At 63.9% G+C, this 16,257-nt stretch carries 14 protein-coding genes and 1 riboswitch; of the genes, 10 read left to right on the top strand and 4 right to left on the bottom strand.

Going from position 1 to position 16,257, the window contains the following annotated elements; genetic code table 11:
• Window positions 1-37: 37 nt before the first annotated feature.
• The gene (locus KOL99_RS20970) at window positions 38-1,663 is read right to left on the bottom strand and encodes a methyl-accepting chemotaxis protein (protein ID WP_216512407.1); all 1,626 of its coding nucleotides are present in this window, start codon (window positions 1,661-1,663) and stop codon (window positions 38-40) included.
• 199 nt (window positions 1,664-1,862) lie between these two features.
• Here KOL99_RS20970 and KOL99_RS20965 point away from each other — a divergent pair, with 199 nt between their 5' ends.
• The 8 genes from KOL99_RS20965 (at window position 1,863) to KOL99_RS21715 (ending at window position 11,097) form a co-directional block, all read left to right on the top strand.
• Window positions 1,863-2,336, top strand: a complete 474-nt coding sequence (locus KOL99_RS20965; RefSeq protein ID WP_216512406.1) for a permease — start codon at window positions 1,863-1,865, stop codon at window positions 2,334-2,336.
• Window positions 2,333-2,863 (top strand): permease, encoded by a 531-nt coding sequence (locus KOL99_RS20960; RefSeq protein WP_328760909.1) that lies wholly within the window; start codon window positions 2,333-2,335, stop codon window positions 2,861-2,863. Before KOL99_RS20965 ends, KOL99_RS20960 begins: the two co-directional genes overlap by 4 nt.
• Window positions 2,864-2,883: 20 nt before the next feature.
• On the top strand, window positions 2,884-3,240 hold the full coding sequence (locus KOL99_RS20955) for a PadR family transcriptional regulator (protein ID WP_216512404.1): 357 nt from the start codon (window positions 2,884-2,886) through the stop codon (window positions 3,238-3,240).
• 170 nt (window positions 3,241-3,410) lie between these two features.
• On the top strand, window positions 3,411-4,115 hold the full coding sequence (locus KOL99_RS20950; protein WP_216512403.1) for a response regulator transcription factor: 705 nt from the start codon (window positions 3,411-3,413) through the stop codon (window positions 4,113-4,115).
• Window positions 4,116-4,410: 295 nt separating this feature from the next.
• Window positions 4,411-9,057, top strand: coding sequence for a S8 family serine peptidase (locus tag KOL99_RS20945; RefSeq protein WP_216512402.1), 4,647 nt, complete (start codon window positions 4,411-4,413; stop codon window positions 9,055-9,057).
• Between the two features lie 127 nt (window positions 9,058-9,184).
• On the top strand, window positions 9,185-9,718 hold the full coding sequence (locus tag KOL99_RS20940) for a DUF1003 domain-containing protein (RefSeq protein WP_216512401.1): 534 nt from the start codon (window positions 9,185-9,187) through the stop codon (window positions 9,716-9,718).
• Window positions 9,719-9,803: 85 nt separating this feature from the next.
• Window positions 9,804-9,921: riboswitch (molybdenum cofactor riboswitch) on the top strand.
• Window positions 9,922-10,022: 101 nt separating this feature from the next.
• Window positions 10,023-10,766 (top strand): hypothetical protein, encoded by a 744-nt coding sequence (locus KOL99_RS20935; RefSeq protein WP_216512400.1) that lies wholly within the window; start codon window positions 10,023-10,025, stop codon window positions 10,764-10,766.
• Window position 10,767: 1 nt separating this feature from the next.
• Window positions 10,768-11,097, top strand: coding sequence for a hypothetical protein (locus tag KOL99_RS21715; protein ID WP_236026540.1), 330 nt, complete (start codon window positions 10,768-10,770; stop codon window positions 11,095-11,097).
• 28 nt (window positions 11,098-11,125) lie between these two features.
• Here the strand turns inward: KOL99_RS21715 and KOL99_RS20925 are convergent, their stop codons facing one another.
• Window positions 11,126-12,145: a glycosyltransferase gene (locus KOL99_RS20925; protein WP_216512399.1), complete on the bottom strand. Its 1,020-nt coding sequence runs from the start codon at window positions 12,143-12,145 to the stop codon at window positions 11,126-11,128.
• A gap of 520 nt (window positions 12,146-12,665) precedes the next feature.
• On the opposite strand from KOL99_RS20925, the gene KOL99_RS20920 reads away from it, so the two are divergent.
• Window positions 12,666-14,102, top strand: a complete 1,437-nt coding sequence (locus KOL99_RS20920) for an aminotransferase-like domain-containing protein (RefSeq protein WP_216512398.1) — start codon at window positions 12,666-12,668, stop codon at window positions 14,100-14,102.
• An 85-nt stretch (window positions 14,103-14,187) separates the two neighbouring features.
• Here KOL99_RS20920 and KOL99_RS20915 read toward each other — a convergent pair whose 3' ends face one another.
• Window positions 14,188-14,403 (bottom strand): hypothetical protein, encoded by a 216-nt coding sequence (locus tag KOL99_RS20915; protein WP_216512397.1) that lies wholly within the window; start codon window positions 14,401-14,403, stop codon window positions 14,188-14,190.
• 236 nt (window positions 14,404-14,639) lie between these two features.
• On the opposite strand from KOL99_RS20915, the gene KOL99_RS20910 reads away from it, so the two are divergent.
• Window positions 14,640-14,894 carry a YtxH domain-containing protein gene (locus tag KOL99_RS20910; RefSeq protein WP_236026539.1) on the top strand — a complete coding sequence of 85 codons (255 nt, stop codon included), beginning with the start codon at window positions 14,640-14,642 and terminating at the stop codon, window positions 14,892-14,894.
• Window positions 14,895-14,973: 79 nt separating this feature from the next.
• Here KOL99_RS20910 and KOL99_RS20905 read toward each other — a convergent pair whose 3' ends face one another.
• Complete coding sequence (locus KOL99_RS20905; protein ID WP_216512396.1) at window positions 14,974-15,846, bottom strand: EamA family transporter; 873 nt, start codon at window positions 15,844-15,846, stop codon at window positions 14,974-14,976.
• Between the last annotated feature and the right edge of the window lie 411 nt (window positions 15,847-16,257).

Raw genomic sequence — 16,257 nt, 5'->3', positions numbered from 1 at the left:
GCCTGGCCCCTCGCTTTTTCACTTGTCCCGGCCGCCTCTAGAGCCGGAACTGCCGCACCAGGCTCTCCAGGCTCTGGGCGCTGTGCGCGAGCTGCGACGCCGCGGCGGCCGTCTCGTTGGCGCCGCGCGCCGTGTGCTGCACCACGTCGGTGACCTGCTGCACGTTCATGGTGATCTCGCTGGTGGTGGCGGTCTGCTCCTCGGCGGCGGTGGCGATCTGGTTGATCTGCATGGTGACCTCGCCGATCTGCTGCAGGATCATCCGCAGCGCCTCGCCCGACTGCTGCGACGACTCGGATCCCTTCTCCACCTCGACCACGCCCTCCTCCATGGCCTTGACCGCCGCCTTGGTCTCGTCCTGGATGGCCTTGATCATGTTGCCGATCTCCTTGGTCGCCTTGGTGGTCCGCTCGGCAAGCGCGCGCACCTCGTCGGCCACCACGGCGAAACCTCGTCCCTGCTCGCCGGCGCGCGCCGCCTCGATGGCCGCGTTGAGCGCGAGCAGGTTGGTCTGGTCGGCGATGTCCTGGATGGTGGCGATTATGTCGCCGATATGCTCCGATCGCGCTCCGAGGCTTTCGACGGTGGCGGCGCTGTCCTTGACCCGGTCGGCGATACGCACCATGCCGGCTATGGTCTCCTCCACCACGTGCCCCCCCTGGTTCGCCGATTCGCTGCTCTGGCGGGAGGCCTCGGCGGCGCGGACGCAGTTCTGGGCGATGTCGCCGCTGGTGGCGGCCATCTCCTCGCTGGCGACCGCCACCGAGCCGGTCTGGGAGGCGAGCTCCTCGGCGCCGGTGGCGATCTGTTCGGCGGTCGCTTTGAGCTGCTGGGAGGCGGAGGCAATCTCGCTGGAGCTCTCCGAGACCTGCCCGAGCATCTCGCGCAGGTTCGCCACCACCCTGCGGGTCGACTCGGCGAGGTGCCCCAGTTCGTCGTTGCCGCTCAGGGTGATGGCCACGGTGAGGTCGTTGTCCGCCAGCCGGTCGTTGGCGGCGATCAGTTCTGCGACGGGGGCGGTGATGCTGCGCACGATCATCAGCGCGAGGAGCACTGAAAGGATGACGGCGGCGACCAGGAGGCCGATCACCACCGCGCGCCCCTGGTCGATCATGTGCTTTGATTCCTCTCCGACCCGGACCATCTCCTTGTCCTGGTGGGTCAGCATCTTGTCGATGGCGCCGAAGAGGGCGCTTTGCGCCTTGCGCATGGGCCCGATCAGTTCCTGCCCCGCCTTTTCCTTGTCACCCCCCTTGATGGTTTCGATGACGTGGTGCTGGGCCTCCTGGTACGCCGTCCTGGTCTCGATGACGTCCTTCAGGGCCGCCTTTCCTGAATCGCTTTGCACCAACTTCTTCAGGTCCTCGATGCGCTTGTCGATGGCCTGGAGCGATTCGCCGATGCGCTTCTCTTCCTTTTGCACCTCGGCGGGATCCTGGAGGATGACCATGTTGCGCAGGCCGCGGGCGACTACGTTGACCTGCGACTTGAGGTCGTTGAGCATCACCGTCTTGGGCCACTTGTCCTCGATCAGGGTGCGGATCTGGCCGTCGAAGGCCGCCATCCTGTTGATGGAGTAAGTTCCGACCACTGTCATAAGGACAACTACCACGGCAAAGGCTATTCCGAGTCTGGTGCGCAGCTTGAGTCCCGAAAGGGTCATCGTGATTTCCTCCTGAGGTTATGGTCACAGAGCGACATCCAGTCCTTCTGTGAGAGATATCGACATAATCTTCCTTCATCTTAAGTGGAAAATACGAGGGCAACTGACCTTATGGTATTTTGCTGTTGACTGACAGCAGAAAACACCATACTGTTTACGACAGTATTGCACCCTGGGTTTGACAGTGGAGTGAGAAGCCATGATGTGGGCAGTTTTGTACGGGGGGACGGCGCTGGCCGTGTTGGTGTCCTGGCGGCTTGACCCGGAGAAGACGAGGCGGGCCCTGCGCATCGGGGCCAAGTCGCTGCACGGGCTGGCCCCGCGCATCCTCGGGATGGTGGCCCTGGTCGGGCTGGTGTTGGCCCTGGTGCCGCCGGAGGTGATCAGGAAGCTGTTCAGCCACGGCGGTCTCGGGGACTTCGCGCTGGTCTCCGCCATCGGCTCGATCGTGACCATGCCCGCGCCGATCGCGTTCGCGCTGGTGGGGTCGCTCTTCAAGGTCGGCGCCTCCCCCGCCAGCCTGGCGGCCTTCGTCACCACGCTCACCATGGTGGGGGTGATGACCGCGCCGATGGAGATCTCATGCTTTGGCAAGCGCTTCACGCTGCTGCGCCAGGCGCTGAGCTTCACGATGGCCATCGTCATCGGGGTGGCCATGGGGGTGCTTTTGTGAAGCTCAAACTGGTCGACTACCGGCTTTTCGTCATCGTGCTCGCCGCCAACCTCGCACTCTATCTGTGGCAGCCGGCGACGGCGCGGCTCGCGGCGCTCAACTCGACCGGCTTCCTCATGGAGGTGCTGTCGATCGTGCCGCCGGTGATGGTGCTCATGGGGCTCATGGACGTCTGGGTGCCGCGCCGGCTGGTCGAGTCGCACCTGGGGCCGGATTCGGGCGCCATCGGCGCCGGGGTCGCCATGCTGCTCGGGACCGCGGCCGCCGGGCCGCTCTACGCCGCCTTTCCTGTGGCGGTGTCCCTGCGCCGAAAAGGGGCACGCCTGGCCAACATCGTCATCTTCCTGGGCACGTGGGGCACCATCAAGATCCCGATGATCCTCATGGAGAGCAGTTTCATCAGCCTGCGTTTCGCCCTGTTGCGGCTTGCGCTGACCGTGCCCTGCATCCTCGTCTGCGGCTACCTGATGGAGCGGCTTCTGCCGGAACAGGAACTCGGGGAAGAGCCGACCCCGGCCGACGCCTGATCGTTGAGAAAGGAACCACCATGCCTCCCAGAAGAAAACAGCAGTACCGCCACCTGCCCGCCTTCATCCTGCTCGCCCTGGCGGAAGAGCCGACCCACGGCGGAGCCATCCTGAACGCGCTGTCCCGGCGCATGGCGCTGTTCAAGCCCGACAGCGCCGCCGTCTATCGCACCCTGCAGCAGCTCGAGGATGAGGCCCAGGTGGTTTCCAGCTGGGACACGAGCGGCAGCGGCCCGGCCCGCCGGGTGTACCGGCTCACCGAGGCGGGCTGGGAGAAGCTCCATAGCTGGCGCGAGGACATCGAGATGCGCCTGGCGAATCTGCGCTACTTCCTGGACACCTATGCGCACATCAAAAGTCACGGGTCCTTCAAGTAAAGAACGTGAAGCCGCTTTGGGATGTCAATGGCGGGCGACGGCGCGGTACTAACCGGCTCCGGCTCTTGACAGTCGCCAAGCGGCTGCTAGTCTGATGACCGTAGCACCGGTATGGTAAACGCAGTCAGGAACTGATGGGCAGGTGCCAGGTACTTGGTAGGAGGTGCCCTATGAGTGAAGACTCCCTTGCCGTTAGCACCGATTGCCGGGTGGTGATCGTCGGCCCCAACCACTTTCAGAACACCCTCCTTGCCACCTTCATCGAGAACTACAGCACCTGCAGCTGCTGCATCATGGATAGCCTCGACAGCTTCATCCTCTGTCACCAGCAAAGCTTCCCCTGTCGCATCGCCCTCCTCTACGACTGTTTCCAGCTGCAGCAAAAGCCGTTAAGCGACATCCTGCAGCTTCAACTGCGCCAACTCCCCTGCGAGATGTCACTGGTGCTATTCAACCTGGACCGGCAGGCGAAGATAGAAAAGCAGGCCATCGAGGTCGGGGTCCAGGGGATCTTCTACCTGGAGGATCCGGTGCAGACCGTGCTGAAGGGATTGGCGGCCATCTTCGAGGGGGGGCTGTGGATCTCGCGCCAGATGATGACCGAGGTGATCCTGGAGCACGGTTTCGCCCACCGTCGCAGGACCGTGGCGGCGCATGACGTGGCGCAGCACAGCCTGACCCACCGGGAGGTCCAAATCCTCGGCCTTCTCTCCGCCGGCGCCACCAACAAGTGCATCTCGGACACCCTTTTCATAAGCCCCCATACCGTGCGCACCCACCTCAACAATATCTTCCGCAAGATCAACGTCTCCAGCCGCCTCGAAGCGGCGGTCTGGGCCGCCGACTCCCTTTTCCTGCCGCAGTACCGCACCTGACGGAGATTCCGCCTCCCTTGCGCGTAGGCTTCCGGTGCGACTATGTTATCTTGCGTAGGAGCCAGGGGCGGCAAAATACCGCAGCATATACTCCAATCCTCGTATTTATTCCTCTCCCCGCCGGGGCGTACAATCGGCTCATCAGAAAGCCAGCGTCTGTCGCCACCCTGCGGAGGGAGCCTCCGAAACAATCAACAGCATGAAACATTGATGCCATCAGCACTTGATATGCCTCTATCCTGGGTTGGCAGCGCGTACCGTCGCCCGGAGTTCTCAGAAGAGACAGGAGGATGCCATGTGCGGTCAGAAAGTGCTTGCCTGGTTCGCAGTACTCTGCGTCGTTATCGTCATCGGCCCGCTCGGAACCTCCTGCTGGGCCAAGGATTCAACAAGACACGAGGTCAGCGTGAACGGCCTGATCGTGGGGGATGCGGGCGACGGTGCGGTGGCCGGCCAGCTGCGGTCCCGCTCCGAGCGGGGCGTCCGTTTGTGGGTGGTGCGGTTTAACGGGCCGATCTCGGAGCGGGACCGGGAGGCGGTGGAACAGCTCGGGGCGCGGCTGCACGATTACCTGCCCGAGTTCGCCTTCCTGGCCGGCATGGATGACGCGACCCGGCAGCGGGTGCTGGCGCTCCCCTTCATCGAGGGGGTGACCCGTTTCCACCCCGGCTACAAGATGAACGGAAAGCTGCGCACGATGGCGCTGCACCCCTCCCCGGGCGAGTCGGTGACCCTGCAGTTGAAGCTCGACGGGCCGTCCTCGCTGGCGCAGGTGCTGGCGCAGTTGCGGCGGCTGGAAGTGGCGCTTTTGGAGGTGGGACGCGACACGGTCAGGGTTCGGATGAAGGCCGGCGCCATCGCGGGCGTGGCGGCGCTCGAAGAGGTCACCTGGATCGGCGAGTACGTCGAAATGGAGCTCTTCAACGATACCGCCCGGTGGGTCCTGCAGAGCAACGTCCCGGGACGCCTGGCCATCTGGGACAGGGGGGTCCATGGAGAGGGGGAGATCGTGGGTGTGGGGGACTCGGGGCTCGACTACGACATCCCCTGGATCCGCGACCCGGCCGGCACCCCCATCGGCGGCGCGCACCGCAAGCTGGTCGGCTATGACTCGACCTACGGCGACGATTACGACAGCGACTCCCCCGGGCACGGGACCCACGTCTGTGGCACCCTGGCGGGGGACCGCACCCCGGTCGACGGGCTGGACGCTGCCAACGGCATGGCGCCCAAGGCGAGGCTCTTCTTGCAGGACCTCACCGCCGGAGCCAGCAGCTATGTCTTTCCTCCCGATGACCTCGGTCTGCTCTTCGGTGGCGCCTACCGGGCCGGGGCGCGCCTGCATAGCAACAGCTGGGGGAACAGCGACAGGAACTACAGCGTGTTCACCCAGAGCGCCGACCAGTTCCTTTGGGACCACAAGGAGTTCCTGGTGCTGGTCGCCAACGGCAACTCGGGTTCCGCCCCCTCGACGGTCGGGAGCCCCGCCAACGCGAAGAACGTGATCAGCGTCGGGGCAAGCTACAACGGCAGCGATGACCAGAACCTCGCTTCCTTCAGCAGCAGGGGGCCCACCGCGGACGGCCGCGTCAAGCCGACCGTGGCCGCACCGGGCGTTAACCTGGTCTCGGCCGACTCGGACGGGATCAAGGAGAGCTTCAACAGCGGCACGAGGACCATGAGCGGAACCTCGATGGCGACCCCGGTCGTGGCCGGCGCCGCCGCCCTGGTGCGCCAGTATTTCAGCCAGGGGTTTTACCCCCTGGGTGCCCCGACCCCGGCGAAGGCGTTACTCCCTTCGGCCGCCCTGGTCAAGGCGGTGCTCATCAACAGCGCGCAGGAGATGACCGGCGCCGGCACGGGCGGGTCAATTCCCTCGACGGGGCAGGGGTGGGGGCGGGTGCAGCTGGACCGGGTGCTCCCCTTCGCCGTGGATGCCGGAAGGCTCGCTGTGGTGACCGAGGAGGCGGGACTGGCTACCGCAGAGAGCTGGAGCGGTGATTTCGCGGTCGCGGGGACCGAGCCGTTCAAGGTGACGCTGGTGTGGACGGATTACCCTGGGGCGGTCGGCGCGTCCAAGGCCCTGGTCAACGACCTGGACCTCACGGTCACGGCGCCTGACGGCACGGTGTTCGCCGGCAACGCCTTCGTCGCGGGACAGTCGGTGGCGGGGGGCGCGGCCGACCGGTTGAACGTCGAGGAGCAGGTGCTCCTCAAGGCTCCCGCCGCCGGCGTGTACACGGTGCGGGTGGCCGGCTACAACGTGCCGCGGGGGCCGCAGCCGTTCGCGCTGGCGATCACCGGCGTGGTCGGGGCGAGCCAGCACGGCACGCTGGTCCTGGACCGCGGGAGCTACAATTCCCACGCCTTGCTCCAGGTACGCCTGGCCGACACCGGGCTGGACCGGGATCACCAGGCCGTCGAGCAGGTGGCGATCAGGGTGGCGAGCGCGGGCGACCCTGCCGGAGAAGAGCTGTGGCTGCGGGAAACCGCGCCGGGGAGCGCGATCTTCGTCGGGACCCTGCCGCTGGCGCCGGCGCCGCCCCTCCCCGCCGACGGGGTGCTGCAGGTCGCAAGTAGCGACAGCGTCACCGCCACCTACCTCGACCTCGATGACGGTTCCGGTAAGGCGGCAATCGTGACGGCGAGCGCCATCGTGGAAAACGTGCCGCCGGTCTGCTCCGGTCTCGGCGTCACCGGGCAGACCGAGACCGCCGCGACGATACGCTGGACCACGGACGAGCCGGCGGCCACCCTGCTCTCGTACGGGCCGACCTCCGCCCTGGGCGCCGGCGTTGCGGACGGCAGGCTGCTCACCCAGCACGAGATGACACTTGCCGCGCTGAAGGAAGGAAGCGGCTACCACCTCAGCGTCACCTCGACCGATGAGGCGGGCAACTCCTCTACCTGCGGCACCAGCTTCGCCACCCTGAGCCTGCCGCCGTCTCTCGTGGCGGCAGCTTCCACGGGAAGCGTCACCTACCAGGGCACCACGATCATCTCCGGCACCAGCACCGACCCGTCGGGGGTCTCCTCGGTGACGGTGAACGGGGCAGCCGCGACGTACCGGGTCAGCGACGGCTACTTCCAGCTCGAGCTCCCGCTCGCCCTGGGGGACAACCACTTCACCGTGCTCTCAAGCGATACCCTGGGCAACACGAGGAGCCAGGATCTCACCGTGACGCGGCTTACCAGGGGGGACCTCCTGGTGCAGTCGGTTTCCGGGCCGGCATCCGCCGTCCAGGGAGGGAGCATCACGGTGACCGACACCGTCTGCAATAACGGTCCGGGAGCGGCGACCCCCTTCGAGGTGGGGTTCTACCTCTCGGCCGATGCGGGATATTCCACCGATGATCGTCTCATCGGCAGCCGCGGCGTGACGACCCTCCTTGCCGCGGGTACCTGTGTCAGCGCGGAGAGCGCGTTGACCGTTCCGGCCACCCTGCCCCAGGGGACCTTCTACCTGGTCGCCTGCGCCGATTACCGGGGCGCGGTCGACGAGACCGATGAAAGCAACAACTGTCGGGTCGGCAGCACGCTCTCGCTCCCCGCGCTCCCCCTTGCCCCCCCCACCGGGATCACCGTGCCGGCCACCAACAGCACGGGACAATTCCAGGTCTCCTGGAGGAGCAGCACCGCCTCCGGCGTCACCTACGTGCTCGAATCCCGCCTCGATGACGGCCCCTGGACCGAGGCGGGGCGCGGCACGGCCACCTACGCCTACCCGAAGGTGGCGCAAAACGGCAGCTACGCCTTCCGGGTCAAGGCGGTGAAAACCGGCTACACCGACAGCCCCTACGCGACGTCCGTGAACGCCTGCCTGGTCACCCTGGCCTGCGGCGCCCCCGCTTCCATCACCGTGCCGGCCACCAACAGTACGGGGCAGGTCCAGGTCTCCTGGGGGAGCGGCAACGTCTCCGGCGTCACCTACGTGCTGGAGTCCCGCCTGGGAGAGGGTCCCTGGGGCGAACTCAGTCGCGGCACGGCCACCTACGCCTACCCGAAGGTGGCGCAAAACGGCAGCTACACGTTCCGGGTCAAGGCGGTGAAAACCGGCTATGCCGACAGCCCCTACACGGTAGCCGCCAACGCCTGCCTGGTCACCCTGGTCTGCGGCGCCCCCGCTTCCATCACCGTCCCGGCCACCAACAGCACGGGGCAGTTCCAGGTCTCCTGGGGGAGCGCCAACGTTTCCGGCGTCACCTACGTGCTGGAATCCCGTCTGGGAGACGGCGCCTGGGCCGAGCTGACCCGGGGTACGGCAACCTACGCCTACCCGAAGGTGACCCAAAACGGCAGCTACGCCTTCCGGGTCAAGGCGGTGAAAACCGGCTATGCCGACAGTACCTACACGACGTCCGTCAACGCCTGCACGGTCACCCTGGTCTGCGGGGCGCCCGCTACCATGACCGTGCCGGCCACCAACAGCACGGGGCAGTTCCAGGTTTCCTGGGGGAGCGGCAACGTCTCCGGCGTCACCTACGTGCTGGAGTACCGCCTGGGGGACGGTGCCTGGAGCGAACTGAGCCGCGTCACGGCAACCTACGCCTACCCGAAGGTGGCGCAAAACGGCAGCTACGGCTTCCGGGTCAAGGCGGTGAAAAGCGGCTATGCCGACAGCCCCTACACGGTATCCGCCAACGCCTGCGTGGTTAATCTCATCTGCGGAGCTCCCGCTTCGATCACCGTGCCGACGAGCAGCGCCACGGGCAAGTTCCAGGTCTCCTGGGGGAGCAGCAACGTAAGCGGCGTGACCTACATCGTGGAATACAGCCGCAACGGCGCGGCGTGGACGCGGCTCTACAGCGGGACGGGGAGCTACGCCTACTTCAGCGCCGCCACGAGCGGCAGTTACAGCTTCAGGGTGAAGGCCACGAGGGCGGGGTATGACGACAGCGGCTACACCTTGTCACCCGCGCCCTGTATCGTGACCCTGAACTAGGGGCGTTGATGGATGGAGCGCCGCGGGAAGGGAGGCCCCGCGGCGCTTCGTTGACTTGCCATGATGCACTGGTACTGTTTCGGGGTTGAGCCCAGCCCCGGTGGGCTCCGGCACTGCGGGGGGAGCGATGCGCGAGTCCGAATCCGACCAGACCATGGCTTCTGTGGTGAGCCGCAACATCGCGGCCCTTTTGGAGCGTCGTCAAGCCGAGGAGCGCGGCAAGGGAGCGCAGGAACGGCTGGCGGACGCCATCACCTCCTTCACCGGGAGCATGCCCTTCGTCTACATCCACCTGGTCATCTTCGGGGCCTGGATCCTGGTCAACGTCGGCTGGATCCATTTCCTGCCGCGCTTCGACCCCACCCTGGTGATCCTCGCCATGGTCGCCTCGGTGGAGGCCATCTTTCTTTCCACCTTCGTCCTCATCAGCCAGAACCGGATGCAGGCGTCCGCCGACCGGCGCGCCGAGCTGAACCTCCACATCGATCTGCTGGCGGAGCACGAGGTGACCAGGATCATTACCCTTTTGACGGCGATCGGGGAGAAACTCGGGGTCGCGGAATCGAGGAACCCGGAGCTCGAGGAGTTGACCAAGGACGTGAAACCCGAGAAGGTGCTGGACACCATGGACCAGGTCGAGCAGGAGAACAAGGAGGAGTAACCTGGCGAAAGTTTGCAACGTTTGCCCCCTCACATCACATTTTTCTGGAGTATACGTTTTACCTGTGTTAAAGCTTCTGCCAAATTCATCCGAGCCTCTCCGAGCTACGCCGCCTAAAAGGACCTCCTCATGGCTGCGGGCCAACGGGTGCTGCCGGAAACGGCGGTGCCTCCCTTTTGGAAAGGAGAGCCTTGCGGCAGAGCGGAGACTCCGAACTGTTAAAGGCCCCTTTCCATCCAGGATCGGGGCTTTTTTTTGTCTGGCGTTATGTGGTTTTCAATACAACGGTTAGGAGTGAATACGGATGCGGATAGCCATTTCAATCGACGATACCGACAACCTGGAGAGCAGGGGGACCGGCGAGATCGCCTCGCTGATCGCGGACGAGTTGCGGGAGAGGGGGTGGGGCACCTGCAGCTACATCACCCGGCACCAGCTCTACGTGCACCCGGATATACCCTACACCTCGCATAACAGCGCCATGTGCTTCTATGCCGACGTGGGCGAGGGGTGGCTGGAGCCGGTGATCGACTACGTCTCGGAGTTCCTGGAAAAAGAGAGCGCGCCGGGCTCCGACCCGGGGCTGTGCGTGGCGGTGCCGGCCCGGCTGGCGGCGCGCACCGAGCTGATCGGTTTCGGGCGTCGCGCCAAGCGCGAGGTGATCGGGATGGACGAAGCCTACGACCTCGCCGGGCGGCTGGGGGTGCACCTCTCCCAGCACGGCGGCACGGGGCAGGGGGTGATCGGCGCCCTGGCCGGCGCCGGGCTCAGGATGTCGGGCAACGACGGGCGCCTGAAGGGGTTCCTCGAGTTCGCGCAGCCCTACCGCATGCTGAGGGTGGACGAGCTCTTGCAGCACCCGGTGGTCGACGTGGTGAAAAGCGTGACCGGCGAGGCGCTGAAAGACGAGGACCTGGTGGTGCTGGGTGAAAAGCCGAAAACGGTGCTCCTGGAGGGGGAATCGGTGCTGCTGGTCGCGGCCTCCCAGTCGGGGAACAGCGAGGCGCGCTGGCAGACGCTGCATCGCAAGCAGTTGAAGGCGTACTAGCATGTGGCGCCGCGACCAGAGAGGGAACAGGGAGTTCGCCCACGGCAAGGAAGCGTGGGGCTTGGCGGCTGAACAGGCCGGGGCTTGCCCGGCATTTGTGGCCGACGTCGAGGAGGAGCAGGTCGTCGAGGAGGAGCTCTCCTGCTACAACTGCCGTTACCGGCGCTGGAGCGTGGAATCCTTCACCTGTCTGCGCCTGCCGCCGCTTTCGCTTGACGAAGGTGGACGGACCATTGGTTGGTCCGAAGGCGAGGACATGCACCACGCCCCATTTTACAGCTCCCGTGAAACGAAGTCGCCGCCGTCCGGCTTGCAGCTACGGTCTTCATAACAGGAAGGAGTTGTTGGGGGGGGCGGGTTCAGGCGACGCAGACGGCGTCGCACCCCTCGACGAATCCGGCCTGACGGGTGCTCTGCCGGACCACCGCCCGCGCGCCACGGGCGCCGACCGTCATCAGGAGCTTGGTGCCGTTGCGCTCGAGCTCCCCGGTGGAGAGGACCGGCGCGCCGTGCAGTTGCCTCCCGATCTTCCTCGGGTCGACGTCGACCCAGGCTTCCACCCGGACCCCCACCTCGTGCAGTATCCGGTACCAGGCGCGTCCCTCCAGGCCCGCTCCGGCCAGAATGACGCTCCGCTCCCCCTTGAGAAAGCCCTGCAGCAGGTGGTGCAGCTTGCAAAGCCGCATCGCCTGCGCGGCATAGGCGGGGTTGGTGCGGGTGGTCCGCTCCGGGCGTTCGCGCCAGAAGAAGAGCGTCTCGGGGAGCCTGGAGAAACGGGTGCCGGCCGCCGCCAGGCGCAGCCACAGGTCGTAGTCCTCGGCCCACCCCATGTCGCGATACCCTCCCACCTGCTGCACCTCTTTTTTCCTGAACACGACACTCGGATGCACGAAGGGCGACTCCACGAAGAGATCGGCGAGGATGGCGTCGTGGCTCAAGAGCGAGTTCTGCCACTGCTGGTACCCCATCATGCCGCTGCCGATTCGGCGCAGGGGGAAGTGCCGGAAACAGCAGGCCAAGAGCCCCACGTCGGGGTGGGCGGCCAGGTAGTTTATCTGCGCCTCAAGGCGGGCGGGGTGGGCGACGTCGTCTCCGTCCATGCGTGCCACCAGCTCCGACCGGCACTGTGCAAGCCCCAGGTTCAGCGCGGGCACGAGCCCCTGCCCGCCTGTCGCCAGCACCCGGATGCGCGGGTCTGCCGCCGCGGCACGTGCCAGGATCGCGGCGGTGCGGTCGGTGGAGCCGTCGTCGACTGCTACCAATTCCCAGTCACGGAACGTCTGCGCCGACAGCGATGCGAGCGCCGCCGGCAGGTGCTTCTCTTCATTTCGGACCGGCATCAGTATAGAGACTGCCGGAATGGACGCGGCTGTGGTCATTGCTTCGGATCCTTCCTGTTTGCTGTTACGCCGGCACCTTACCAGTAGTCGGCGCGACTGCCAAAGGGAAAATGGAGGTTCGGGGCTGGGGGAAGGTACTGCCTGCACTGTTTTAAGGCAAATCCCCTCTGTCTTTCCTTCGCAAAGGGGAGGACGTGGGGGGCGTGCAGCGCTTCGTGGAGAGTTTATATTGGGTGACCGAGAGCCACGTCAGCCACTCTCTCTCTGCCCTCTTCGGCCAGACTATCTTATATATTCAGCAACCGGCGGGCTGAGCCAGACAAGAGCCACGTCAGCCGCTCTCTCTGACTTCCCCGGCAAAACTGGTCCAGCAATTGCTGATTGTAATGGTAACAGTTGCCGTTTATGATAACTGTACCCTTTTGAAATGAGTCCAACTGTGACTGTGGCCTTGCATGGTTATGGGGTACAGTCGGCCTGTAAGTTTCAAGAGTTGCAGCTTCTGACGACGGCAGCCCTGCGGCGCGGCACGCGGCAGGTGAGGACGGGTGGAGGTGGTATGGCCTTGGAAATGGCGAGAGACTGCAGGCCGCTGTACGAGCGGGTGGGGAGCGAGATCGTCTCGCTCATTGACGGTGGCACCTTTCGCGTGGGGGAGCGGCTCCCCTCGATCCGGCAGCTGAGCTCCAAGCTCAACGTGAGCATCAACACCGTGATGCAGGCCTACGCGGTGCTCGAGGACCGCCGGGTGATCCAGGCGCGCCCGCAGTCGGGCTACTACGTCTGTCCCAAGGTGCCCGAGATCACGGCGCAACCGCTGGCCAAGAACCCGCGCCTGCAGCCCACCGCAGTCACCTTCAGCGACCTCTGCGAACTGGTGATCCGCAACCTCATGAAACCGGAGCTCCTCCCCCTGGCGAGCGCGGTGCCGAACCCGCTGCACTTCCCGGTGGACAAACTGAACCGGATGACGGCGGCGGAAATGAGGCGCTTCGGCGCCCAGAGCATCTCCTACATGATGCCGCCAGGCAGCGAGCGGCTGCGCACCCAGATCGCCAAACGTTCCCTGCTCTACGGCGTCAGCGTTCGTCCCGACCAGATCCTGGTGACGTCCGGGTGCGTCGAGGCGGTGCAGCTCGCCCTGCGCGCCACCTGCAAGGCCGGCGATACCATAGCGGTCGAATCCCCCTTCTATTTCAACTTCCTGCAGCTCATCGCGGAGATGGGGCTGAAAGCCCTGGAGATACCCTCCACCCCCAAGGAAGGGATCAGCATCGAGGCCTTGAGCTACGCCATCGAGAACAACAAGATCAGCGCCTGTCTGGTGATTCCCAATTTCAGCAACCCGTTGGGGACGCTGATGCCCGACGAGCGCAAACGCGAACTGGTCCAGCTCCTGGCGCAGCACGACATCCCGCTCATCGAGGACGACATCTACGGCGACCTGACCTTCGCCCAGCAACGTCCCATCGCCGCGAAATCGTTCGACCACAAGGGGCTGGTCATTTACTGTTCGTCGTTTTCCAAGACGCTCGCACCCGGCTACCGCGTGGGGTGGGCCATCGGCGGCAAGTTCCAGGCGGAGATGGAGCGGCTCAAGATGATGAACAACCTGGCTACCGCCTCGCCGACGCAGCTTGGCATAGCGGAGTTCCTGGCCACCGGCGGGTACGACCACCACCTGCGCGCGATCCGCAGGCTCTACGCCAAGAACGCCTCGCAGATGACCGATGCGCTGGTGCGCTATTTCCCGGAGGGGACACGGATGACCCGTCCCGGCGGCGGCTTCATGCTCTGGGTGGAAATGCCGGAACAGGTCGACTCGGTGCAACTGTTCCATCGTGCCCTGGAGCGGGGGATCAGCATCACCCCCGGGGCGATCTTCTCGCTGTCGGGCAAGTACCGGAATTTCATCAGGCTATCGACGGCGTTTTGGGATGAAAAAGCGGAACGTGGCGTTGAAACGCTCGGAGGGCTGGTCAAAGATATGCTCTAGGCTTTGATCGTCCGGCAAGACGTTGCCGACTAGGTATTGATGGGATGAAGGTGTGTTGGAGGGATCAGGTGCGCCCGTAAAAACTCTACGAGGTTGCCAGGTGAATGAGGGAGCAGCAGCGGCATTTACCGTAACGGGCAGGAAGATACAGTACGTTGATGGTGAGGCACTTTTTGCATTCCCAGAAAGTATAGCCGCTTACTTCGTGACCCGCCTGTTCCGAGAAAAACCAGCGGTAATAAGCGTCCCAATCGTATTCCGGTTCCTGGTTTGCTTTTTCAATCAGTCGTTCCAGTAGCATGCCGGGGCTCCTTGAAGAATGATGACGTAAACATACAACCAAAAAGTCCAATATCAACTGTGAGATTTTGTAACACCAAAGGTCGTTTGCTGTCCATCTTGAATACAGAACCAGCAGCAGGAACACCTGATAGCGATGAAGTTCATGAATGGAACAGTTATTTCTAGATGGACTTCCCTTTTTGAAGAGCGGTAAAATGGGACATCAGTAGATATCGTCCTAAAGGAGGCGCTATCATGGCAGAAAGGATGAAGAGACCGATGACAGGCCTGATGATGCTGGTTGGCGGTGGGGTGCTCGGTGCTGGTCTGGGGCTTCTTTTTGCTCCCTGCGCAGGCGAGAAGAGCCGTAAGAAAATGATGCGCATGGGTAAGACGATCGGCAATAAGAGCGACCGGATCATGCGCGACCTGAGCGACAGGATGGACGATTTGGCAGATAGCATGGCCAGCATGAGCGGGAAAGCCGGCAAGTTCATGCACCTGCGTTAAAGAGAGTGGCAGTTCCCCCCTGCTGCAGATACCCAAAAGATCTTGGCCCGCGGTCACAAGCCGCGGGCCTTTCTTTGCCCTACCCCAGCCGGATCAAGGCGGCACCGGCCACGATGAGGGCCGCGGAGAGCAGGCGGACCCTGCCGAACGATTCGCGCAGGAAAAAGATCCCGATCAGGACTCCCACCATGATGCTGACCTGGCGCACCGGTACGGCGTAGCCGACCCGCGCCATGTTGAGGCCGTAGCGGAAGCTGAGAAAGGAGAGCATCACGGTGGGGCCGCTCCACAGGATCAGGCGCCAGTTGGTGCGCCACTCTTCGGTAATGAGGTCGCGGTACTTGGGGCGGCACAGGTTGAGCGTCATCAGGGACAGCATGGCGATGACCAGGAAATAGGTGAAGAAGACGGGCGGGTAGTCCCTGACACCGGTCTTCTCGGCGATGGAGCCGATGGAATAGATGAAGCCGGCCAGGAGGGCGGCACGAACCGCACTGTTTTTGAGATCGCGAAAGGGTCGGGCCACCTCGGCCAGTGACAGTCGCTGCATCTGTACGCAGAACGTGCCGAAGATGACCAGGAGGATGCCGCAGACCCCGACGAAAGAGAGGCGCTCTCCCAATAGCAGCACCCCCCAGATCGGGACATACACCATCGAGGTCTGCGAGAGGGGATAGATGATGGAGAGGTCGCCGTCGCGATAGGCGCGCCCGTTCAGCAGATGATAGAGAACGAAACTGACCGAGCCGATCGTGATCATCGCCAGGGTGTGGAGCCCGGGCCAGTGGAACGGTTCGTTCACTACTGCGATGATGGCGGTGAAGGGAAACATCGAGGCGATGAACATCCACCAGATGAAGACCGTCTTGTGCCGGCTCTGTTTCACCAGCGTGTTCCATGTGGCGTGCATGACGGCGGAGAAAATTATCAGGGCGAAGGCTAGGTTGGACATGGCGGGGAGTATAACCGAGGTCGGTCGATAATGTGAACCATTTCGACGCGCCTGCAGTGTTAAAGGATTTTACTCATTAAATCGTTGACGGTCGGGATCGGCTTTGTTATAAACGTCGACTCCGCAGCAAGACGCGGCGTTCTTTGCAACCGAATAAGCCGGCAGGAAGAAGGGCCACAGGAGCACCTCGCGGTGCGCTGGTCGCCTTTCTGGCACAACCTTCGGGTTATGCCACTGCAAAATGCCTCGAAAGTTTTTTAAAAGAAAATCTTGACAGGCGGTAACGGTTCAGGTAGGGTGCTGAGTCTGTCGCAACACGGCGGCTTGGTCTTTGAAAACTAAATAGTAGACGAAACAGCATTTGCGAGTTTCAAAATGTAACAAGTCAGTTGTTTCAAACTAGAATCGGAT

This window comes from Geomonas azotofigens (assembly GCF_018919395.1).
Taxonomy (GTDB): Bacteria; Desulfobacterota; Desulfuromonadia; order Geobacterales; family Geobacteraceae; genus Geomonas; species Geomonas azotofigens.
This window is presented reverse-complemented; position numbering and strand designations above follow the sequence as displayed.